Source organism: Corynebacterium flavescens (assembly GCF_008693105.1).
GTDB lineage: Bacteria > Actinomycetota > Actinomycetes > Mycobacteriales > Mycobacteriaceae > Corynebacterium > Corynebacterium flavescens.
In genome coordinates, this window is record NZ_VXKK01000032.1 from 23453 (window position 1) to 46153 (window position 22701).

Consider the following 22701-nt stretch of genomic DNA (forward strand, 5'->3'; position numbering starts at 1 on the left):
GAGATAGCACGTGACCATGATTCTATTTGGCCTAGCACTTCTCTTCCTAGAAAGAATTAGCGAAAGACAGCTTTCGGTGTCGGCCGTAACCCCTAAAATAAAGACTTAGTGCCTGCACCGGCATTTTCTCTTTATTTCTTTCTCCTACCGAAAGCGCCATCTTGTCTACCCCCTCACGTCACCGGAAATCAGGCATCGATCTCGTCGCAAAAGCCCAGCTTCATACGCACTTATGGGATCGCCTGGGCTCGGCAGAACAGAGTCTATTTGAGCTGGAGCAAACTCAGAATAAGAAGGAACAGTCGCTTATGTTCTTCCAGCTTGGGTTGCGGCCGGAAACTCTCGATTGGATCTCCTCAGAACTAGGCAAAGGTATCGAAGACAGACGCCGACGTGGCATCGATGCCACCAAAACGCTAGACCGCTATTCCAGGCTTACCGTTGCGGCCTTGGTCAATGCGGGCACTCAAACTACGCGTGACAACTCTTTCTGGCCCATATTTTGGGAACAACTCGGAATGTCAGAGTCTTCGGACCTCGCCGCGCATATTCGCCGTAACCTCCACACTTGGATGAAGCGTCTCCACCTCGACGTATTTGACGGGGTTAATCTGGGTTCGTCGAAGTACGTAACCCAAGTGACTCTACATGCCGGAATCCCTACCTCAGAGATGGGTCAGCTTGTAGCTGATTCCAAGTCCTTACTGGCTGTCGATGACGATCCGGCGGACGGAGATCGAGAAGGAAAGCTTTTAGTAAACAAGTACATCAGCGAGAAAAGCCCTCGTACCTTGTTCAGACTCTCCAGTCTAAAACCTGAACTCGCATCTTTCTTGTTTGCTAGAACGGTCGAGTATGTCTACTACTCGCAGATCAAAGACGATTGGTACACCGACAAGAACTTCGAAGGCACAAACGGTTTACCAGCCAAGACCTTCGCCGAGTTGCGTCAGTTCCTTGCACAGCAAGATGCCACCGTTGTTTCTAGGGCGAATCGTGCACGCACCGATGCTCAGCAACAGCCTCACCTGAAGCTGGATCCAGATGCAGGAAAGATCCTCCTGGTTTTGCCTGCAGTTCCAGACGAGGACGAAGACCTAGTTTGGTCTGTAGACGCAGGCTTTGACAATTTTCATATCGAACCGAGTATTGATCTATATACTGGCTGCTTCGCACGCAAGGAGATTTCAATCAGCTCTCCGACACCGGAGATCAGCGTTACTGATTCGCTTTCTCAAGAGACAACCACCTTGCCTCTCATGGCTGCGGATTTTCCAGTTGCGTTTTTCCAAGCAGATTTCCAATACTGCCCTAATCAACAAGAGCTCTCACGCAATTCCCTTTTCGCACTAGCTCCTGCGAACACGGAGTTTTCCGATGAGTCCGGACAACGCGATGACCTAGTCGCAGAAGAACTGCAGTTTAGCTCTTGGTATGACTGGCGGGTCTACCATCTAGTTGGACTGCGGGATTGTGGCGGACTCAAGGTCAGCGTTTCAGACGGACCCAACCGGGAGACAAGGTCAACCTCGCGTAACGTGCGGGCTTCAGGGAGCCGCGATCCAGAATGGAATCTTGATGTTTCCAAGGTGGATGAAGCTTTGGGAAGCGATATGGGCCCAGTGTATCGAGAGTCGCCCCTTCTAAAACTTCCGCACAATCAACATGCTTGTTGGGCAATGCGAATCTCGTATTGTCCGGTTGGCGGAGAGAAGTCTTTCATCGAAGAGCGAGAAGACCTAGAGGAATACGCCGGTGAAGAAATAGTAGTTTTTCACGACGAATACGAAGATGCTTGGGTAGGACGGTACTGCGTCGAGATCCTAAAGGACGGCCTCATCTGCGAGAAACAATTTTTCAACATGGCAGAGGGTCTCAGGCTCAAGATGAATTATCAACAGTCCGTCCCCTTCCGGACTCCGGATATTAATGTCGCAGCGAATCGGTACAATAAGGCCTACTACGAAGCTAGCTATACTCCTGGAAAAGTCATTAACATCCCCTTTACCGGTGTCAAGGCTGTCGGAGACACCGAAGAAACTGCTTCCTTCAAGATCTCGAGTGCAGAGGGATATGAGCTCGACCTTCAGGTTGTACCGAAGACCATGAGATTCAGCATCGACCGTACCGATGTTCCGCACACTTGGAGCACTTTCCCTTCCGCCGTACCAATGCGCAGTCTGGCTGACTCCGGACAGGTTAAAGTTCGCTTTCCCTCCCGCATTGATGGAAACGTAACACTATTTGTGGTGGACGGGCGATCCAAGAGCAAGGCCGTCAGTTTGCCAATGCAGGCTCGACGCAATCGTCGCTTGTTCACTGTTCCTGTCCATGAACTTAAGCAAGCATTCGGCACCGAAGTTTCGTCTTTTGTCTTGGCTGTAGTCTGGTATCCCCTCAGCGTTCAACAAATGTGGGACTCGGAGAAGAAGCTTTTCAGAGGAGGAAGCCGCGCAAAGAAACAAACCTCAGCCTTCTTAGAGTTTAAGGAAAAGTATGACGCCAATGCCTTGTCGGCTAATCTCAAGCGCTCTAGTCTTTTTCAAGTCAGCGATTCTCCCTATACCGGTAGAGCAGTAATCGATGGCACGACTATTGATCTCTTAGACCCAGTTTCTGGAAGAGAAACTTTGCGGGGATATGTATGGCCCCTTACACAGGCCAATGTCAAGCCCATTACTGTTTGCTTTGACTCTAAGCAAAAGGCGCGTTTACCTGAGGAATTCCAGGATGCGGGGCCACTCGTAGTGGAGATTACTAAGGAAATTTCCGCCTATCGCGTCCAGCCACCTAAAGCTCCCTCCGATTCCGCCCTCGTGGTCGCCCAAGATGGGTTTTACGCTAATGGAGAAAATGACGAGAACCTCCTCGGGCTTTCATTCAAGCTCTCGAGTTTAGGAGGAGCCACTATCGCTCAGCCAAGGGAGCAGCTCGAACTCTGGGAGCGACTTTCACCACTGTGTGACTTGAGCCTCGAATCTCCTGATGCAAGGACTATTTCCAGGCAGGTTCGTGGTCTCTGCGAGCGCAGCTTTGTTGTCGATCCGCGTTCCTCACTCGAAGCGCTTGGCCGGTCGAACGTCCGTGTCGAGCATCAGGTTGGCCTAGCGATTCAGTTTGGATTGTTTTCTTGCACCTTCGAGAATCATGCGGACACTCTAGACGAGTTTCACCCAGTTCCCTGGGTCGGAGTTCTTGGGGAGATCAATGATGTCGCCACAATAGCAAGCACGGTAGGTTTTTCCCGTAGGGAAGGCGAGTTTGCGCAGTCAGCTGACTTCATCGAATCTGCGGGTGGGCCTGCCCTTATTTCGATTCTGGGTGGAGCCTGTCACACGGACCAAGAATTCGCTTCAAAGATAGTCGAAGATGTCGCGCTCAGCATTGTCCATGAAGACTTTGCAGCCACCATTGAAGGCCTATCTGACATCAATGCGCGGCGCCTGCTGACCGATGAGGTCGCACTTCGGCACGGATGGGCAGAGCTTCTACGCAACCGCTCACGTATTGACCTCATCCCGAACCTCCGGGACCTCAAGAACCGGGCCTTGCATCTCTCCGCCAATATCGGCAGCCCAGAACTCAGTTCTTATGTCTCTAGCCTCCGTAGCTTTGCGGAAGATTACGGTGATGCACGAACTGGGCTCTGGCCTTGGGCACCGTTTATATCCGCTGTAATGGCGCATTCCGTTCGCTCATACGCTCACGGAGTGGCAGGGGCACACGAGAAGTTCACCAATCCAACACCATGGGAGCTAAGGCCTTGGGCTAGCTTGGCACGAATGTGCCCAACTCTGATTACAAACGATCTCCTCCGAGAAGAGGCTCGCCAGTTGTTAGAGAAAGTCGGTTCTTTACCGCTACCGCAGCTGCTTCCTGAAAAGCTGTCATAAACGTTTCCTCAACAACCTTCCAGTCCAAAAGGATTTCAAACCATGCATCCCATAGACCTAGACGCCCTTGATTCTTTGCCTAGCGATCTCGCCGAGCTCTCGGATCCCACTGAGCTTATCGTTCCTGCTGAATCTGCGCAGGCCACTAAGAACTCTCGGCGAAACATCGATCCCATTGCGGCAGCAGATCGAATCGACAGCGACTATCGTCGCTACCTTAAAACGCTTTTGCGGCCCAAAAATGAAAAGATCCGATCGGCACTTGTGCGGGCAGTCGATGAGGCCGACTCCTTGACCAAGGGACCAATTTTGGAGATGACCCCGCCCTATGTCCCAGGATCCTCCCCTCAACATCTAGTGGAGGAGGGAGTTTTAAGTCCCTCCATTTCAGAGCTTGGTAGATCACTACCCGCATCACGCCCCCTCTATCTGCATCAAGAGCGGGCAGTGAGAAAGCTTCATACTGGGCGAAACTTAGTTGTTTCGACGGGGACAGGCTCGGGCAAGACTGAAAGCTTCCTAATCCCGATAATCGACCACCTTCTCCGAGAACGAGACGCTGGGCAACTCGGTAGCGGCGTAAGAGCACTTCTCTTGTATCCGATGAATGCACTAGCCAATGACCAAGTAAAACGTCTCAGAGAGATGCTAGCGGCAGTCCCTGACTTAACTTTCGGTCGATACACCGGGGAAACGCCGAAAGATACAAAGGCGGCTACTGAACTCTACAAGGACATGAATGAGGGAAGCTCTCCTCTACCAAATGAATTAATCAGCCGCGAACAGATGCAGGAGACTCCCCCGAATATTCTCCTGACAAACTACGCCATGCTGGAATACCTTCTACTGCGGCCAGAAGACACCACGCTTTTCGACGGGCCAAAGGCTCAAAACTGGTCTTTCCTCGTCATGGACGAGGCTCACGTTTATGCCGGGGCACAAGGTGCCGAAGTAGCTATGCTTCTGCGCCGCCTCAAAGACCGAGTTCAGCGCCCAGACTCTCCTATCCAATGCATTGCCACCTCTGCGTCGCTGCAGGGGGAAGTGCAAGAGATCATGAACTTTGGTGAATCGATTTTCGATGCTCCTTTCGAGTTCGAGACCTCCGACGAGAACCGTCAAGATTTGGTATTAGCCGAACGCGTAAAGTTTTTGCGCGAAGCCTCTTGGAAATTCCCCGCCCACCTTTTCGACGCGGAGGACCCACTGCTGGCTTTGCAGACCCATTTGAAAGAACACGCCGATTCTCTTGGAGTCACCCAGTTTCAGACGCTCAACAAAGAGGAACATATTGTTCGGTTACGCGAACTATGTCTGGACCACTCACTTTCGATTTCGGAAATCGCCGACAGCTTATGGCCCGATGTAGAGAAACAGATTTCCAAAGAGCGAGTCCATCAGCTAGTTTCGGTCGGTGCTGCCACTACGGATACCACAGGAATACCTGCTATTTCAGCCAGGTATCACATGTTCGTCCGCGCTACAGAGGGCGCCTTCTTAGGCTTCGATGAACAGGGGCAGCCGCAGGTGACATTGAGCCGCAAAGTCAGTGACGAAACCGCTTTGGGCGAACGTCCTTATTATGAGTTTGGTACTTGCACTGTATGCGGAGCCGTTCATTTGCTTGGAAAAGTCGCTAAAAGGGCTTTCCTCCCTCCGGAGAAAGAGACTGGGGAAGCCGCCCGCAACTGGTTGGTTTTTCAAGCTCACGAAAAGAGCTCGGATCTTGATGAAGATGACGAAGTCGAATCATCCGCAGATTTTTCTGCTGCAGAGCAGGTCCCCCCGTTAATGTATCTTTGCGTGGATTGCGGAAGACTACACCGTTCATCGATTAAGGAGTGCAAGAGCTGTAGCTCAAGTTCGCTGCATGCAGTCCGTGTCCATAGTGAAAGCTCGCATTCGCGAGAATCCTGCACTGAATGTGGTTCACGCAAGGCTGACCTCATCAAGCGGTTTTTGACCGACAGTAATGCCACACCAGCAGCCCTGGCTACCTCACTCTTCCAGCTACTGCCGGCAGCGGAAAACTCTGAAAACCTCGTGGGCGAAGGACGAAAGCTGTTGATGTTTTCTGACTCGCGCCAAGCTGCTGCATTCGCTGCTCCTTACCTCGAGAGAAGATTCGAAAAGATGCTAGAGCGTCGTTTGATGCTTAAAGCTCTGGAAGGAGTTCCGCGTGAAAACCAAGCTTCCCTTGAAGACTGGATAACAAGCACCGTACTGGAGGTCAAAAATGCCCACATCGAGCATGGAAGAGAGCAGCTAAAGCCCAAAATCATTCCATGGGTGTTCAACGAGGCGACAAGTATCGAAAGAGACCTCTCTCTCTCGAAGGTCTAGGACTTGTTGGATATCACCTAGAAATGGACAGCTTCAAGAACACCACTGCCTTCGAATACGTGTCTCAAGTTTTGGGTAGCGATCTGTATGCCGAGGCCTTTGTCAATCTTTTGCTTTCTGACATGCGCCTACGCGGCGGCCTTGATATGAAAAGTGTTCCTGATGTCAACGAGCCGCGCTTCCAGCCACGGGGAGGCGGCTGGTCATTCCGCCAAAGAGGAGGCGGAGATCGTGCTCAGAAAATCTATTCTTGGATTCCTGCCCTCGGACGAAGCAACGGGCGGCTGAAGCTCACCCAAAAACTCCTACGGAAACGTGCGTTGGAGGGAGCCTTCGATGTTTCCCTAGTCGACGATCTCGCGTTGAAGATGCTGAACCGAGTGTGGGAAGGCCTCGAATCAACTCGAATTCTGATACCAAAAAGCGGTTCTACCCCAGCAGCAAGGGTCATCGACGCCTCTGCTATAAGCGTGGCCGACGGCGATAAGCTCGATTGGTATGTTTGCTCCGTATGCAGCTCTTTGTCGCTACACAATTGTCTATCTTTGTGCCCGAACCCGTCCTGCACAGGAGAACTTAAACATCTAGACCGAGAGTCCGAGACCTTTAAAAACCACCACTACCGTTGGCTCGCACGCAACCTCGATATCCGTTCTCTCAAGGCTAAAGAACATACTGCGCAGTGGACGCCCAAAGAAGCGGCAGAAGTACAACAACAATTCGTGAATGGCAAAATCAACGTCTTGTCATGCTCAACTACATTCGAGCTCGGAGTTGATGTTGGAGAACTGCAGTCTGTGATGATGCGGAACATGCCGCCTCGCACTGCAAACTATGTGCAACGAGCAGGGCGTGCCGGCCGGCGCGCAGGATCCGCTGCCTTTGTTCTAACTTTTGCGAAGCGCGCCTCCCACGACATCGCCGTATATCAGAATCCGACGGACATGATCGATGGTGTTATGCGCACGCCCTATCTGTCGATCGAGAATGCTCGCATCGCTACCCGCCATTGCTACTCCATCGCCTTCGCTGAATTCCTAAGGACGCTGGCTCCTCGAGGACTTCCTTGGTCGACGGTCGCGGGGCTCTTTCTCAACGATGATCCGGAGAAGCGCCTGTATAAATTGATGAGTGACTTCCTCCGGCCCGTTCCACATCGAGTACAAACCGCGCTCCGGCGAGTTGTACCGGAGTCGCTGCAAACTGAGGTCGGACTAACCAATGATGCGTGGACTAAAGAATATCTCGAGCTTATTCAAGAGGTCGAGAATTCACTCCTCGACGACCACAAACTCCTCAAGAACCTTCGGCAACAAGCCTTCAATGAGAAGAAAGACGGCCGCAGCAGGGCCTATCAGTTCACCATCTCTACGTTGGAAAAGACTCAGACGCTCGGTTACCTAGCCACTAAAAACTTGCTTCCCAAGTATGGATTCCCTGTAGATACCGTCGAATTGGACACGAGCTTCGGCGGCGAAGCCGGCGCCAAGGTTCGCCTCAACCGCGACCTTACCCTTGCAATCGGCGACTACGCCCCCGGTAACTCCGTGGTGGCGGGCGGCCGTCTCTGGACTTCCGCGGGAGTGCGTATCCTCCCAGGCAGAGCCCTGGACCATTACTACTTCCAGCAATGCAAGGCGTGCAATGAGATTGTTTGTCAAAAGTATGAACATCTTGAGACTGCGGTATGTCCAAACTGCAATCAAGGATTAAGTACCAGACCGATTGACATCCTCATTCCGCGTTTTGGCTTCGTTGCCGAACACAAGGCGGGACGTGTAGGAGAAAAAGCGCCTAGAGCTATGTGGAACCGAGAGTCCCACGTTCTCGGAGAAGGCGAGCCCAGTGGAAATGAACAAAGCTTTGCTGTTGGAGACTCCGCTCTAACTATTTCCGCACATCGGCGAGCGGAAATAATGGTGATAAACCGCGGTCGAGAGAACGGTTTCCGAATTTGTAGTGACGGTTGTGGTGGCTACGCCGTTGGAAACAAGAGAGAACACCGCAACCCGCGTACAGGTCAGCCTTGCTCCAATAACACAGACTGGGTTTCGCTGGGACATGTGTATCAAACGGACATTGCAACCATTAGCTTCGCAGGACTAAACGAATACTCGGTTAACGACCTCAGGTCTGCACTTTATGCGATTCTAGAGTCAGCCTCAGAAACTCTTGAGATTAACCGAGACGATCTCGACGGCACAATTTCTTGGAATGAAGGTGTCCCTCGCTTTGTCCTTTTCGACGCAGTACCGGGCGGCGCGGGCGTAACGGCGAAGATAGTCGATTCTTTCCAAGACGTCGTCACGTCCGCATTGAGACGAGTAGAAGAATGCGAATGCGACGAGAACACCTCTTGTTATGCTTGTCTGCGATCTTTCAGCAACCAACGCTTCCACGATGTACTAAGGCGAGATCGCGCGGCGAATGTTCTTCACGAGTTTGAAGTGATCGCTTAGCCACGCTGGTGGATTCTGGAAGCCACTAGGAGCCAGTTCGCCGATCCGCCACTAGATTTCTCGCAGGAGCTGGGCAACTTTCTCTTGGCGGCGGTGGTTGAACAGGGATACAGTGCGGCGGCGCGGAGCATCTGCGGCCAGGTCTAATGCTTGGTTTATAGCTGCAAGATCTGTGCCACGGTCGTCGAGGCCGCAGTAGTTGAGAGCCTCAGCTAGGGCGGTTTCGGAGTTCTGCTCGCCATCTAGATTTGTTTGCTCCGCGCGGTCGGTTGCCCGGGTAACGCTGAAGGTCCCGTCATCCGAGAATCGCAGCCAGACACGGTGTCCTTCACCGGCGCCAATCTCTGGGAGGAAGCGGCGGATGCTGCCTGTATGCGCATTCGAGCGCCCTGAGATGAGCTCTTGGGGACCATGCGCCGACTGGAAGCTGCGCCGGTCGAGGAATGGGACATCGAATAGCGTCAGCAGAGCGCGGGGTACGGGGAACCCGGAGCCGCGCAGGTGCTCGGAGGTGATAGTGACCAAAAGCTGCCACTGCCCTTCGATGAAGTAGAGATCGGCGGCCTCCTGCGGATCGGCATCGATCTGTACTTGTTCGGTATTGCGCTTGACCAGACCATTATCCAAGATGAACTCGCCGTTAGTAGCGAATGCGCGGACGCTAGAGGGGGCAATGTTGAGCTCAGGAGCCTGTGCAAGCAGACCGGCTAGCGGATAAGAGCCGGTGACATCGACACGGGAACCAATCCACTCCGCCACCGAACGGTATTCCTCCCCGCCCCAAGTCTTAAGCGCCCACGAGCCACGAGCAACTCGATGGGTGCGTTCATCGGCGGAAAGAGCATTGTCAAGAGATCGTGGATTCGCATCACCCAAGTCTGCGACAAGCTCCGGAGCAGACATGGGTGTGCCCTTGACAGACAAAATGGCTACGCCGCGATCATTGAGAGATGAGTTCCGCGTGAGGATATGCTTGCCGCGCGTCTCCCATTGGGGACGCACCTGGCCTAGCCACTCCAGCTTTTCCTCGGGTGTAGAAGGGCCGATCCCCGCGAGAGAGTCGAGCGTGAGTACACCAAATTCGTCGGGAGCAACGTCTTCCAGAGCTTCTAATGCTTGTTGGTTGTGAATCCATTCGCCTTGTCGCAGTACTTGTTCTTGCAGGTTGAGAGCCACGGCGGCAAGGTTGACCGAAGGCACAACTGTGGTAGCAAACTCAGGATGCGCTGCCAGAAAATCCGTGTAGCGCTGCGCCTGCGGAACGAGGATTGGCAGGGCGGCCCGGTGCATCTTGGTGGCGGTGAGGGCCTTTTCTTTCACGATCTTTTCTAGTTGCCGCACGCGCTCGCGGGTAATCCCCCACCTAGTGCCAATTTCTTCTAAGGACTGCGGCTGAGCGGTGGTGAGCCTGCTGGTGAAGATGTCTTCACAGCGTGCATCATCTTCCCAGATGCGACACAGTTCAGCTACCGTAGTCTCTGCAATTTCGGAGCGGATGTCCGAGGAAAGCGCCGTGAAATCCCTCAAGCTCGTGCGGACTTCTTCTGGCAGCCCCTCCTGCATCGCAACCGCAGGAGTTTCGGTGATGGCCAGCCACGTCAGCATAGGCACCACCTTTTCAAGCAAGCTGGGGCTAGGGTTTGCTGGATTTGCGGTGGACGCTGAGGAGAACGGCGATTGCTCGAGCGGTGCCACGTCATAGGGGCTGTGTTCGACGCCGAAGGAATAAGCTGCGGGGTCTTCGGCATCCAATGCCGCCAAGGCGACAGCGTGGACGGCGTCCGCGATGGATTTGGGCCCCATGCCACGGATGTCTTTGAGATCGAGAACTGAAGCCTCCAAAGGCTCGGAGAAGGCCTCGAACCAGCGCTGGACTACTCGGCGCGAGCGATCCACAGACTCAAGGGCATCACCGATCATTAGCCGGGGAGAAAGCTCGTGCAAGGGGATTTCCGCGCGTTCGCGGATCCACTCCGTGGTGAGCACGAGGACGCTCGGCGCAGAGATTTCCTCCCGCGGCCATGCCCAAGGAAAGATTGCCTCCAGAGGGTTTTCTTCCGCGCTTTGCGGTGTTTCCTCGACGTCAGCTTGCAAGTCCACGGGTTGGGGCGACAAGGTAGTGGCGCTTGTTGCGGCAGCTGATGTGGCGCCAGCCGTGGTGCCTGTTGCGGCGCCTGCGGAGCATTCATAGTTGCGCAAGAGCCAGGCCAGTTCCGCTTCGCTGAGAACGGGGATGCCATAGGCGCGGGCTTTCTTAGCCTTGCCGCTGTGGGAATGGGGATCGGCAGTCACCAGCGCAACGGTGTTCTTGGTAACTCCGCCGGTGCTCAGGCCCAAGTTGATGATTCTCTGCTCCCACTGGCCACGCGGCAAGGCCAGCTCTCCGCTCAAGGCAATCCGGCAGCCGGGGAAGATGTTGATCCGTGGGCCGACTGGTTGGGCCAGAAAACCGGAAATCTGTGCGTCATCGACTCCTAGGGCGTGGGCAGCTTCTTCGATGCGTGCGCGCTCTTCCTGCGTGAGAATTCCATCGGCCCAGGCAACAACGGCCATGCGTTGGAGCATCTCGACGTGGACTTCGTGGGCCTCTTCCTCATTAAGCCCTAGGCGTTGGGCGGCATCATACAGTTGAAGGCGCTCAACATCGGTGACGACCTCATCATCGAGGACCCGGATGAGAAGATCTTGATAGGCATCGGCCTCGCGCTGCCCTGTTGCCACCGGCCGGGGAAGCAATGTGGGGCCCTGGGGTGCAGACCGCGTGACAGTTGGCCTTGGGGACTGCACGGCGTACTGCAGGTTGGTGAAGACATAATCTGGCAAAGGCTGCGCGGAAACCACCGCGCCTCTTCTTAGCAGCTCAAGAAAGAGCTGCACAGTGGCCGCGGTATCCCCCATCGCGGAGTGCGTATGGGCGTTAATAATCCCCAGGCTATCCAGTGCTTGATTTAGCTTCCCTGGAGCACCCGGAAGCAGCCGGCGCGACCAGACCATCGTGTCGATAGCCCACTGCTGTGCGGGCGGCAGCTCCACCCCGAGCCTGCTGAACTCTTGGGAGATCATCCTGGCATCGAAGGAAGCATTATGCGCCACAAACACTCGCTCTGAAAGCAGCCGTGCTACCTGGGAAGATACCTCTGCAAATGTGGGAGCATCAGCGACCATGGTCGGGGTAATACCGTGAATGCTGGCGTTAGGAATGTCGCGGTCCGGCTGGACTAAGGACTCAAATCTCTCCACCTCTTCCCCACCCGCATCACAAGCAATGATTGCAATCTCAAGGATCCGATCGGCACGCCCGAATCCAGTGGTTTCTACGTCAACGACGACATAGGGAAAAGAAAGGGAAAGAGAGTTCATTGCCCACATTCTAGGAGTTGTCTGTACTTCGCGCTGGATTCACGGCTTAAATTAGGGACGTCAAGTGAGCGAACTATCCGCCCCTTCTACCCGACTACTGCAGTGCAATGAACTCTTTATCCCCAAATACTGCCGGGCGAACGGCTAGCACGCCCTCCGCTGCAGAATCCGCTGGGACTTCAAAGACCATATCGCCAGTTGTAGAGGCACCCTGGTAGAGAGTCGACAGGCTATCGAAACTGCTATCAAGAACGACGATATTGTCGTAGGAATTGCTAGTCACACCATCGCGGGAAACGTACTCCACGTCCACCATAGGACTCGAACCATCGCTGTCGTCAGCTTTGAGGGTTGCAGTCAGGTTGACCACGATGTACTGCTTTCCCGGATCCGCAGGAGTATTGAAGGGGTTTCCCGCTGCCACCAGGGCATCACCATCGAAGTTGACGCTGTTGATCGTCACAGCCCAGTCGTCATTTTCAACTGTAGTTCCCAAAGGCAATGGGTTTTCACGTGAGGAGCCGGCGCCGTTGTTACTAGCACCAGATCCGATGGCGCCGAGTGAAGATCCCGCGCCGCCGGCGGTGGAATCACTGGCTGAATCGGAGACAACGGTGTCACCGCCGAAAGCATCGTTCGCAGCCTGTCCAACCACAAAGAGGAATACCAGCGGAGCCAGGACGAAACCGACGATGGAGACAATGAGGGCGGCGATAGCAACGCCGCGCTTCTTGTTCTTGATTACCAAAGCCACGATGGCCAAGATGAATGCAACGGGGAGGAGTAGCCACCCCAAAATCAATGCTCCCTTGACGCAGGAAAATACAGTGCCGGCCACAGCGCACACCAAGGCGATGATGCCGACGACATTGCGTTGCACGGGCGCCATAGCAGGGGCCGATGCGGGAGCGCCGCCAAAGGCTGCAGGCGGGGCGGGAGTGAGATTGGACTGTCCGGAGTTGTGCGGCATCTCGGAGGGCGCCTGTCCGTAGGTATTAGTCATGAGAGCTCCTGAAAGCGATAGAGGAAAGGGTTGAATCGAAGGCCTTAGCCCCGCACCACCAAATACGGCAAGTGGAGCAATTAAGACGCTGTTGATTACAACAAGACCGCCGGACATGCGGCCGCATACTTTCGAACTCTCTCACTAAAAACTGCTTTGTGCCCTCACGATTGACGCCTCAACGTGTACACAAATTCGAACGGTGCTAGCTCTGCAGCTTTTCTTCAACGCATTGGTTGATGGCGTCTTGATCATCAAGGGTGACGCAGTCACTGAATACAGCGACGAAAGAACCGATGATGTAGAGGCCGACCGCCAGGGCCACTGCGGCCAGCACGAGCCCGGTCACCGTCATCCATGTGCGGCGATCCTTGGCAGCCTTCGAGCGATTGCGAATGAAGGCGATAATAGCCAGGATCACGGTGATGAACCCGAGTAGAATCCCCACCCCGAAGATCATGGTGAGCAAGGATAAAACGCCGAAGATCAACGTCACCAGCGCCATGGTGGACTTCTTACCCGCGCTTTGTGCAGGATCGCTCATGGCGCCCCCATAGCTTGCCCCCGAGTAGGCGCTGGCTTGGGGCTGTGAACCATAGGAAGGAAGCCCGGAGTCACTCGGCGTGGAGTAGTTTCCTGGGGCCGAAGAGTCCTCCGGCGCAGGATTGCTGCCGTGGTCTGCGTCCGCGGAACGGTCGCCGTCAGAGTTAAAGGGATTGCTCAAAGCGGGTGCCTCAGTTCTCAAAGTAGTGCTATTTCTGCTTAGTCTACGTGAGAAATTTACCATTTCCGCAAGTAGTCGATGCGCTTGCGCAATTGCTCAGCGTTGCACAAGGCGGTGGGCGGACCGCCGCAGGCCTTTCGCGCTTCGGTGTGGATGGCGCCGTGCGGGCGCCCGGAGCCCTGGGCCGCGATGGACACGGCGGTGTTGAGCTCTTTGCGCAAGGCGGAGATCTCGTCGACGACTCCCCCGCCGTTGGTGCTGGCGCCGTTGGTGCCGGAGCCGTTGTCGTTTGAGCTGTTGCTACCGGACCCGTAGTCGCTTGAGCTGGGACGCGGCGCGTACTCCATGCCATAGAGCTGGCGGCGGTGTTGCTCGGCTGCTTGCGCAGCCCGGCGCGCCTTCTCCTCGGCTTCCTTGCGATCGAGTTCCTCGGATTGCTTGTGGCGCAGCAGGTCCTTGACCTGTTCGGCGTCGAGAAGCCCGGGGATGCCGAGGAAGTCGGAATCGACGTCCTCCGTAACATCACCCGTGGTGAACTGCGAGCCGTTGAAAAGGAGCCCGGAGAACTCAGCCTCGGCGCCGAGTGCCTCATAGGAGGGCTCGAGCATATCGGGCTGGGTCTTCTTCTGGTTGGCCTCCGCGAGGAGATCGTCGTCCCAGCCTTCCTTGTCGGGGTTCTTCTCCCCCAGGACGTGATCGCGCTGCTTTTCCATGTCCTCGGCCAGGCCTAAGAGAACGGGCACAGAGGGCAGGAATACAGAGGCGGTCTCCCCCGGCATGCGCGAACGCACGAAACGACCGATGGCCTGAGCGAAAAACAGCGGCGTCGAGGCGGAGGTGGCGTAGACGCCGACGGCCAGGCGCGGGACGTCCACTCCCTCAGACACCATGCGCACAGCGACCATCCACTCGTCGGTGCTCTCGGAGAACTCGGCGATGCGGTCAGAGGAGCCGGGATCATCGGACAAGATGATGGAGACCGGTGTATTCGAGAGCTGCTTGAGAATGCGGGCATAGGCGCGCGCGGTCTGCGTATCGGTGGCTAGGACAAGGCCGCCGGCGTCGGGCATATTGCGCCGCATCTGCATCAGGCGCGTGTGCGCGGCCTGCAACACGGACGGAATCCACTCGCCCTTGGGGTCGAGTGCCGTCTTCCAGGCGCGGGCGGTTTGCTCCGGGTTGAGAATATCGCCCAGGCGGGCGCTGAACTCCTCGCCCGCGCTATCGCGCCAGCGGGCCTCCCCCGAGTAGGAAAGGAAGACCACCGGGCGCACCACGCCGTCGGCAAGCGCATCGCCGTAACCGTAGGTGTGGTCCGAACGTGAGACCAAGTGGCCTTCCCCGTCCTGCTCGTAGCGCACGAAAGGGATCTGCGAATCATCGGAGCGGAAGGGCGTACCCGTCAGCGATAGGCGGTGCTCGACGTCGTCATAGGCCTCGCGCACACCATCGCCCCAGCTCTTGGCATCACCGGCGTGGTGAATCTCGTCGAGGATCACCAAAGTGCGCCGCGCGGAAGCGATGGCGCGGTGCTTAAATGGGTGCATTCCCACCTGGGCGTAGGTCACCACGATGCCGTCATAGGCGGGGTTGACCGCCGAGGAATTACTAAACTTCGGATCCAAAGCCAGGCCGACGCGGGCGGCGGCTTGCGACCACTGAATCTTGAGGTGCTCGGTGGGAACGACCACGATGATGCGCTCCACGCTGCGGTCTTCTTTGAGCTCCGTGGCTATGCGCAGGGCAAAGGTGGTCTTGCCCGCGCCGGGGGTGGCCACGGCCATGAAGTCTTGAGGTTTGGTTTCGAGAAACTTGTGCAAAGCGGCTTGCTGCCAAGCGCGCAACTGCCCTTTGTTCTTACTCACTTGCGCCGCAGACCTCGGTAGATTCGCTCGCAGTCGGGGCACACCGGTGAGCCCGGCTTGGCCTGCTTGGTCACGGGAAAGGTCTCCCCGCACAGCGCAACGACGTACTTGCCGTTGACTGCGGAGTCGAGGATATTGTCTTTCTTGACGTAGTGAAAGAACTTCGGGGTGTCATTGCCACCGCGCGAGGTGTCTTCCTTGATGTCTGGGCGTTCAATAGTCTTTGTCGTGGTGCGTGTCGCGGTAGTCGTTGTAGTACTCACGGTCTCCATCTTTCCCCATCGGTGTCGAAGTTCGCGAGTTCGCAGTCTACCCTTAGGAACATGCACTCGAAGAACTCGCACGACGGCTCGGGCCCCACGTCACTGTGGGCACGGGTCTTCTCCCTGCGGTGGCTTAAGCGCCGGCGTGCGCAGTTAATCACGGATGCCCAGGAATCCCCCGGGCAAGACAGGCATCGGCGCGAGATCTGGTACGCGGTTCTGCAGTTTTTGCGCGTTCCCTCTCTCCTCATCGCCGGCTGGCTCATCTATTCCTTCCATGCTTGGGTGCCCGCCGCTTTCATCGTCGGGGTGACCTTTCCGCTGCCGTGGATGGCGGTTGTCATAGGAAATAGCCGGGGTCGGCCTAAGGACAAGCGCGAGAAGAACATCTACAAGCCGGCGCTTGCCCGGCAGATGGCGCGCGCCCAGGCCCAGCAACTGAGCCGACCGCAGGCCAAGGCGCTGGATTCCACGGTGCATGAGACCATTGAGCATTCAACGATTGAGCACGACAGCAATGACCACACTAAAGGAGGCCCCCAGACATGAATTCCTGGGAATCGGAGGACAGCCCACAAGGCTTTTTGGCCGCGACCGCCGCAGAATTGGCACAGTTCTTGGCCGGGGCTGGGTACAGCGCCGACGGCATCGCCGGTCACCTCGGACCGGAATACACCGAGGCAATGCATCGCGGTGAACCCGCTGCGGTAGAGATGGCCACTGCGGGAAACACGCAGTTAGATGTCCTCATCCGCCTCTTTCTCCTCCATGAGGCCGTGCCCGCCACCCTGCTTGGCGACGTCGTCGGTGCCCGCCTCGCCGGTCGCCTCCTCGATTCCGGCATCGCCGTCGGTGACGGGCACGGTACTGTCTCCATCGCGCTCGACATCCGACCGCATGTCATCGTGGGCCGCAATCGCCTCGTCTTTTCCGATATCGACGCTTCCTTGAGCACTATCGTCCCCGGACCTGATCACGTATTGGGCGTGGGCGCGGCTAGCCTTTCCCTCTTGCAATCCACTCCTATATCGCCCGTTGGCACCGTGCTGGATCTCGGTGCCGGCTCCGGTGTGCAGACCCTGGGGCAGCTGACGTGCGCGCAGACCGTGACTGCCACCGACGTTCACCCGCGCGCCCTGGAGCTGGCTGAGGTAACCCTGGCAGCGGCTGGAACTGAGGATGCCGAACGCGTCGAACTGCTGCAGGGTTCCTGGTTCGAGCCGGTGGCCGGGCGCACTTTCGACCGCATCGTATCCAACCCGCCCTTTGTGGTTGGTCTGCCGGAAGTCGGCCATGTCTATCGCGATTCAGGTCTTGACCTCGACGGGGCCAGCAAGCTCGTGGTTTCCCAGGCCGCCTCGCACCTCAGCCCCGGCGGCACAGCCCACCTCTTGGCCGCATGGGTGCATCACGGTGAAGAGTCTTGGCAGCAGCGCGTAGCCTCCTGGCTGCCCGATACCGGCGTGGCCGCCTGGATCATCCAGAGAGATGTGGCTGACCCAGCACTCTACGTATCGACCTGGCTCAAGGATGAATCCGTCGACGTGCGCAGTCCCCTCGGTCGCGAACGCTCCCGGCTGTGGCTGCAACACTTTAGCGATGCCGACGTCACCGGCATTGGTTTCGGATTCGTCGCCATTCAGAAGCTGGCGGACGAGAACGAGCCTTCCGATATTCTGGCCGAGTACATGCCGCAGCCTTTCGAGGATCCCCTGGGACCAGAGGTGGAAGAGTACTTCGCGCGCATCGCCTGGCTGCGCGAGCTGGTTCCCGGCGAGCTGGAGCATAAGCGCTGCGCCCTACGCCCCGGCCTAGCGCGCGAGGACATAGCGCTGGCTGATGAGGAAACCGCCATGGGCTTTAAGCGCGCTGTATTGCGCCTTACCCGCACCGAAGGCCCGCGCTGGTCCCACGAAATCGATGAGCATCTCGCCTCCATCGTCGCCGGGCTCAATCCCCGCGGTCTCAGCTTGGGTGAGACTATTGAGCTCTATGCCGCAGCCCACGGCTTCGACGAGGATGCGCTCACCGCAGCGGCCTTGCCTGCCGTGGTCGATCTCATTCGCCACGGCATTGTCATCCCCGCCGATCTACTCCTGGAGGAAAGCCTGTGAGGGCAGTCATCACCCGCGTCTCGCACGCCTCCGTCAGCGTCGAGGGAGAGGTGGTCGGCTCCATCGACGCCCCCTCGACCGGAGGCCTGCTCGTCTTACTCGGAGTCTCGCGGGAGGACCTCGAAGAGTGGGAGTCGCGTGCCGAGAAAATGGCCCGCAAGATTGCCGAGCTCCGCATCCTCGACGGCGAGACCAGCGTCAGCGAAGCTCACGCCCCCGTCCTCCTCATCAGCCAGTTCACGCTCTATGGCCGTACCGCCAAGGGCCGGCGGCCCTCCTGGTCTGATGCCGCGCCGGGAGAGGCAGCCGAGCCCATCATCAACGCCGTCATCACAGCGCTGCGTGCGCGTTCTATCACCGTGGCGGAAGGGCAGTTCGGCGCACTGATGTCGGTATCCTCGGTCAACGAGGGGCCGTTTACCGTGCTGGTGGAGACCTAGCACCGGCACACTACCCCCGAAAATGTTGTCTCCGAAAGTTGGAAGCACAGATTTCTATTTCTGGGAACTAATCCGAAATTCGTGCCGTTGTATCTTGTGTAAAAGGCGCCAACTTCAGGAGGCAAGAGATGACAACTACATCCGCCCGCACCGCCACTGATGTGCATGACATCAAGGACGAAGATGAGCAAGAAGTAGACCGCGGCTCGCGCCGCAATCAGACTAATGACAATCCATCCGCTGACTTGGTACGCGTTTACCTCAACGGAATCGGAAAAACCGCACTGCTCAGCGCCGCGGATGAAGTGGAGCTTTCCCAGGCCATCGAGGCCGGACTCTACGCCGAATACAAACTAGCCAATTCTGAGAAACTCACCCGCGCCACCAAGCGCGATCTCAAGATTTTGGTGCGCGAGGGCAAGAAGGCCCGCTCCCACCTCCTCGAGGCCAACCTGCGCCTCGTCGTTTCCCTAGCCAAGCGCTACACCGGCCGTGGGATGCCGCTTTTGGACCTTATCCAAGAGGGCAACTTAGGTCTTATCCGGGCCATGGAGAAGTTTGATTACGCCAAGGGCTATAAGTTCTCCACCTACGCCACGTGGTGGATCCGCCAGGCCATTACGCGCGGCATGGCAGATCAGTCGCGCACTATTCGCCTCCCTGTCCACTTGGTCGAGCAGGTCAATAAGCTCTCCCGGATCAAGCGTGAGATGTACCAGTCTCTCGGACGCGAAGCCACCAATGAGGAGCTCGCTGAAGAGTCCGGCATTGATGAGTCCAAGATTGAGATGCTGCTGCGCCAGTCCCGTGACCCAGTATCGCTCGACATGCCCGTGGGCACCGACGAGGAGGCTCCCCTCGGAGACTTCATCGAGGACGCTGAGGCCACGGACGCCGAAACGGCAGTCGTTGCCTCCATGCGCCACTCCGATATCCGCGAGGTCATTAGTTCCCTCGAGGAGCGTGAGCAAGACGTCATCCGCCTGCGCTATGGCCTCGATGATGGTGTTCCACGCACCCTTGACCAGATTGGACGCCGCTTCGGGCTCTCCCGCGAGCGTGTACGCCAGATTGAGCGCGAGGTCATGTCCAAGCTGCGGGACGGAAACCGCGCTGACCGTCTGCGTGAGTACGCCCTCTAAACGCTGTTCCATCGCGCTGAAGCTTCCTTAGTGCTTCCCCGCCCCGCGTGCTAATCCCGCTTCATCAGTGAGGGAATAGCGCGCGGGGCATTGGCGTTTTAAGTAGATGTCTACACATACCGCGCTGCCACCGAGGCTGGCTTTAAGTACGGTAGAGTTTAGTTTATTATTCTTGGCTTTACCTTAACTGGCGGAGCCTCCCGAAAATGTGCAGAAAGGCATGCCCACGTGAGGGACCTAGTCGATACCACTGAAATGTATCTGCGTACGATCTACGAGCTCGAGGAAGAGGGGATCACCCCGCTGCGCGCTCGCATCGCCGAGCGGCTTGAGCAGTCCGGCCCCACCGTCTCCCAGACTGTGGCCCGCATGGAGCGGGATGGTCTCCTCCACGTTCGCACCGATCGCAGCCTCGATCTCACGGCCAAGGGCCGCGAGCTTGCCACCGCGGTGATGCGCAAGCATCGCCTCGCCGAGCGCCTGCTCACCGACATCCTGGGGCTTGATATCCACCAGGTGCACGATGAGGCTTGCCGCTGGGAGCACGTGATGAGCAAGGACGTGGAAGAACGTCTCGTTGCCATTTTGGATGATCCCACCCGCTCGCCCTTTGGCAACCCCATTCCAGCACTCGACGAGCTCGGCTATAAGCACCCCGCCATCGACTTTGGCACCCGAGCTATCGACTTGCCCGATGGGGTGGAAACGGATGCCACCATTATTCAGATCAATGAGATCCTGCAGGTGGATACTGCTTCCTTCCGTGAGCTCACGGACGCTGGCGTAGCCGTAGGCGCTCCTGTCAAGGTGGTCAATAACAATGGCGCCGTGACCTTAACCACTGAAAGCGGCGCAAAGATCGAATTGCTCGATGACTTGGCCCACGCTATCCGCATCGAGGTGAAGTAGTATGAAGCTCCTCGTTACCGGCGGCGCCGGATACGTTGGAAGCGTCTGCGCTGCAGTCCTTCTTGAGCAGGGCCACGATGTCACCATCGTGGATAATTTTTCCACCGGCAACCGGGAAGCCGTACCTGAGGGCGCGCACCTGGTAGAGGGCAATGTCGCAGATGTCGCCGCAAACGTCCTTTCTGCCGGGGACTTCGAGGGAGTCCTCCACTTCGCGGCACGCTCGCTGGTGGGCGAGTCCGTGGAGATTCCTTCCGATTATTGGCACGGCAACGTTGTCACCACCTTGGCTCTACTTGATGCCATGCGGGAGAACAATGTTCCCAGCCTGGTCTTCTCCTCCACTGCTGCCACCTACGGCGAGCCGAGCAAGGTCCCCATCACGGAGGACATGCCCACCCAGCCCACCAACCCCTATGGCGCAACGAAGTTGTCGATCGATTTCATGATCACGTCCTTCGCCAAGGCCTATGGCCTCGCCGCCACGTCGCTGCGTTACTTCAACGTCGCCGGCGCTTATGGCGATATCGGAGAGAACCGGGCTATCGAGACCCACCTCATCCCCATTGTCTTGCAGGTAGCCTTGGGCCACCGCGACAAGATCTACCTCTTTGGGGATGACTGGAATACTCCGGACGGCACTCCCGTGCGTGACTACATCCACATCCGCGATCTCGCGGACGCCCACGTGCTCGCACTGCAGGCTAATAAGCCCGGTGTTCACAGCATCTATAACCTGGGCTCGGGTGAGGGCTATTCCGTCAAGCAGGTCGTGGACATGTGCCGCAAGGTCACCGGCCGCGATATTCCTGCTGAGGTAGCCCCCCGCCGCGCCGGAGATCCGGCAGTGCTCGTCGCCTCCTCAGACAAGATCAAGTCCGAGCTGGGCTGGAAGCCCACCCGCACGGACCTGGAGACCATCGCCACTGACGCGTGGAACTTCACCCGTAATCTGGGAGACAAGGCTCATTCCGCCAAGCGCTAAGCTGCGTTTTCGGAAGTTGTTTCCTCCCCCAAGGCTGCCGCACGTGCAACGCGGCAGCCTTTTTGCATGCTGGAAGCAATGATCTCGAACTTCCCGGCGCGGTACACAGCAAAGATCAGGTTTCCAAGGCTGTGGTGCGCCTCCTCCTCCCGCAGGACGTGGAGCGCAGGGCCGGCATAGACAATGCATTCAGTGGTTAGCTCCACCGCCGCATAGAGCGCCAGGGCGTTCGCGCGAATTGTGCCCTTAAAGGTATGGGCTGCGGCCAACAGGAGCTTCGATGCTGCCTGCGGCTGCTCAATAAGATCGGACACGACGAGGTCGCGGACCCAGGTGGTTGAAAGCCACAGCGCCACGGTAGCCAGCATCTCGTGGTCACGGTAGGTCTCCTCTACGGAGGCCACCTCCGCGAGCAGGCGCGGGACATCCTCGATGAGCTCTGCCGCGCTCAGCGTCGATTCGGTGCCGCGAATGCGCAGGTTATTGCGCAGCTCCAGTCCAGCGCGGCGGGCTGCCTCAGCCATGGCGGCCGCGCTTTCTGGGCTCATGCAGGGATTAGAGCGGCTAAAACGCTCCATCATGTCGCCGCGGTTGAGCTCAGGGATCACGTGGTTATCCACGCAATGCCGCATGGACTGCGATGCCGTGATAGCCGGGATCTTTCCGTGCTCCCAGTCCCGCAGAGGCCCTGCCCCGTCCGGGCTGGTCGGGCCGAAGATCAATTCATAGGATTCGCCGGCGCAGATTTCCTCTACCCACCAGGCAGCGTCCACTGTTGTTCCGCCGCTGTCACCGGGCAACTCAACGACTCCTGCGGACAAGGAATCTTCTGCGATGGCCTCAACATCTCCCAGGGCATAGAGGAGATCACTAATGTCAGCGATCTCCGCCTGCGGGCGCTGGCTGATGATGAAGGCAAAGATGCATACGCAGTGCGGGGTGTTAAGCAGATCGGAAGCGTCAGCCCAGGCGTCGAAGATGTCAGGAATATCGACCCGAATGAGCGGACCGAGGCTGATCCCGGTGTCAGTGTGGGCCCCAGAGCCGGGTTGCTCGAGGCTAATAAAGATGACGGAATCGGTGGGATAGAAACCGAGCATCCCGGGAATATTGGATAGTAGTTCCCCCGGAGAGGAGATGTGCGGGTGAGCCTTTGGCGTGTGTGTATTGTGCATGAGTTCCACTCTTGCGTCATAGGTCG

Annotated in this window: 15 protein-coding genes; 9 read left to right on the plus strand and 6 right to left on the minus strand. The window is 57.2% G+C overall.

Annotated features, from left to right (window positions below; all coding sequences use genetic code 11):
- The first annotated feature begins 161 nt into the window (after positions 1-161).
- Genes F4V60_RS07020 through F4V60_RS07030 form a run of 3 tightly spaced genes read left to right on the plus strand, consistent with a single transcriptional unit; the run spans position 162 to position 8695 of the window.
- Entirely contained in the window at positions 162-3893 is a 3732-nt protein-coding gene (locus F4V60_RS07020) for a hypothetical protein (RefSeq protein ID WP_141255851.1), read from the plus strand.
- A 42-nt stretch (positions 3894-3935) separates the two neighbouring features.
- A complete protein-coding gene (locus tag F4V60_RS07025; protein ID WP_084559158.1) occupies positions 3936-6236 on the plus strand; it encodes a DEAD/DEAH box helicase in 2301 nt (766 codons plus the stop codon).
- Between the two features lie 23 nt (positions 6237-6259).
- On the plus strand, positions 6260-8695 hold the full coding sequence (locus tag F4V60_RS07030) for a Zn-binding domain-containing protein (RefSeq protein ID WP_170216806.1): 2436 nt from the start codon (positions 6260-6262) through the stop codon (positions 8693-8695).
- Positions 8696-8746: 51 nt separating this feature from the next.
- On the opposite strand, the gene F4V60_RS07035 is transcribed toward F4V60_RS07030, so the two are convergent.
- From F4V60_RS07035 to F4V60_RS07055, 5 genes are all read right to left on the minus strand, one after another.
- Complete coding sequence (locus F4V60_RS07035; protein WP_075729941.1) at positions 8747-12055, minus strand: exonuclease domain-containing protein; 3309 nt, start codon at positions 12053-12055, stop codon at positions 8747-8749.
- Between the two features lie 94 nt (positions 12056-12149).
- Positions 12150-13058: a DUF4352 domain-containing protein gene (locus tag F4V60_RS07040; RefSeq protein ID WP_170216808.1), complete on the minus strand. Its 909-nt coding sequence runs from the start codon at positions 13056-13058 to the stop codon at positions 12150-12152.
- Positions 13059-13263: 205 nt separating this feature from the next.
- Positions 13264-13782 (minus strand): hypothetical protein, encoded by a 519-nt coding sequence (locus F4V60_RS07045; protein ID WP_075729942.1) that lies wholly within the window; start codon positions 13780-13782, stop codon positions 13264-13266.
- A 56-nt stretch (positions 13783-13838) separates the two neighbouring features.
- A complete protein-coding gene (locus tag F4V60_RS07050; protein WP_075729943.1) occupies positions 13839-15647 on the minus strand; it encodes a DEAD/DEAH box helicase in 1809 nt (602 codons plus the stop codon).
- Complete coding sequence (locus tag F4V60_RS07055) at positions 15644-15910, minus strand: DUF3039 domain-containing protein (RefSeq protein ID WP_232315902.1); 267 nt, start codon at positions 15908-15910, stop codon at positions 15644-15646. Before F4V60_RS07055 ends, F4V60_RS07050 begins: the two co-directional genes overlap by 4 nt.
- 60 nt (positions 15911-15970) lie before the next feature.
- Here F4V60_RS07055 and F4V60_RS07060 point away from each other — a divergent pair, with 60 nt between their 5' ends.
- The 6 genes from F4V60_RS07060 (at position 15971) to galE (ending at position 21500) form a co-directional block, all read left to right on the plus strand.
- On the plus strand, positions 15971-16459 hold the full coding sequence (locus tag F4V60_RS07060; RefSeq protein WP_084559162.1) for a DUF3099 domain-containing protein: 489 nt from the start codon (positions 15971-15973) through the stop codon (positions 16457-16459).
- The gene (locus tag F4V60_RS07065) at positions 16456-18024 is read left to right on the plus strand and encodes a DUF7782 domain-containing protein (RefSeq protein WP_075729945.1); all 1569 of its coding nucleotides are present in this window, start codon (positions 16456-16458) and stop codon (positions 18022-18024) included. The genes F4V60_RS07060 and F4V60_RS07065 overlap by 4 nt, the downstream gene beginning before the upstream one ends.
- Positions 18021-18464: a D-aminoacyl-tRNA deacylase gene (gene dtd / locus F4V60_RS07070; RefSeq protein ID WP_075729946.1), complete on the plus strand. Its 444-nt coding sequence runs from the start codon at positions 18021-18023 to the stop codon at positions 18462-18464. The genes F4V60_RS07065 and dtd overlap by 4 nt, the downstream gene beginning before the upstream one ends.
- Before the next feature lie 128 nt (positions 18465-18592).
- Positions 18593-19606: a sigma-70 family RNA polymerase sigma factor gene (locus F4V60_RS07075; protein ID WP_075729947.1), complete on the plus strand. Its 1014-nt coding sequence runs from the start codon at positions 18593-18595 to the stop codon at positions 19604-19606.
- A gap of 228 nt (positions 19607-19834) precedes the next feature.
- Positions 19835-20515 carry a metal-dependent transcriptional regulator gene (locus tag F4V60_RS07080; protein ID WP_075729948.1) on the plus strand — a complete coding sequence of 227 codons (681 nt, stop codon included), beginning with the start codon at positions 19835-19837 and terminating at the stop codon, positions 20513-20515.
- Position 20516: 1 nt separating this feature from the next.
- Entirely contained in the window at positions 20517-21500 is a 984-nt protein-coding gene (gene galE, locus F4V60_RS07085) for a UDP-glucose 4-epimerase GalE (protein ID WP_075729949.1), read from the plus strand.
- Here galE and F4V60_RS07090 read toward each other — a convergent pair.
- Positions 21497-22675, minus strand: a complete 1179-nt coding sequence (locus F4V60_RS07090; protein WP_075731162.1) for a DUF4192 domain-containing protein — start codon at positions 22673-22675, stop codon at positions 21497-21499. The two genes, galE and F4V60_RS07090, sit on opposite strands and share 4 nt — an antisense overlap.
- Positions 22676-22701: the final 26 nt, after the last annotated feature.

What these genes read in the sequence shown, in the direction of transcription:
- F4V60_RS07025 (WP_084559158.1), top strand. Translation starts at nt 3,936, where the DNA reads ATGCATCCCATAGACCTAGACGCCCTTGATTCTTTGCCTAGCGATCTC.
- F4V60_RS07030 (WP_170216806.1), top strand. Translation starts at nt 6,260, where the DNA reads ATGGACAGCTTCAAGAACACCACTGCCTTCGAATACGTGTCTCAAGTT.
- F4V60_RS07035 (WP_075729941.1), bottom strand. Translation starts at nt 12,055, where the DNA reads ATGAACTCTCTTTCCCTTTCTTTTCCCTATGTCGTCGTTGACGTAGAA.
- F4V60_RS07040 (WP_170216808.1), bottom strand. Translation starts at nt 13,058, where the DNA reads ATGACTAATACCTACGGACAGGCGCCCTCCGAGATGCCGCACAACTCC.
- F4V60_RS07060 (WP_084559162.1), top strand. Translation starts at nt 15,971, where the DNA reads ATGCACTCGAAGAACTCGCACGACGGCTCGGGCCCCACGTCACTGTGG.
- F4V60_RS07065 (WP_075729945.1), top strand. Translation starts at nt 16,456, where the DNA reads ATGAATTCCTGGGAATCGGAGGACAGCCCACAAGGCTTTTTGGCCGCG.
- F4V60_RS07075 (WP_075729947.1), top strand. Translation starts at nt 18,593, where the DNA reads ATGACAACTACATCCGCCCGCACCGCCACTGATGTGCATGACATCAAG.
- galE (WP_075729949.1), top strand. Translation starts at nt 20,517, where the DNA reads ATGAAGCTCCTCGTTACCGGCGGCGCCGGATACGTTGGAAGCGTCTGC.
- F4V60_RS07090 (WP_075731162.1), bottom strand. Translation starts at nt 22,675, where the DNA reads ATGCACAATACACACACGCCAAAGGCTCACCCGCACATCTCCTCTCCG.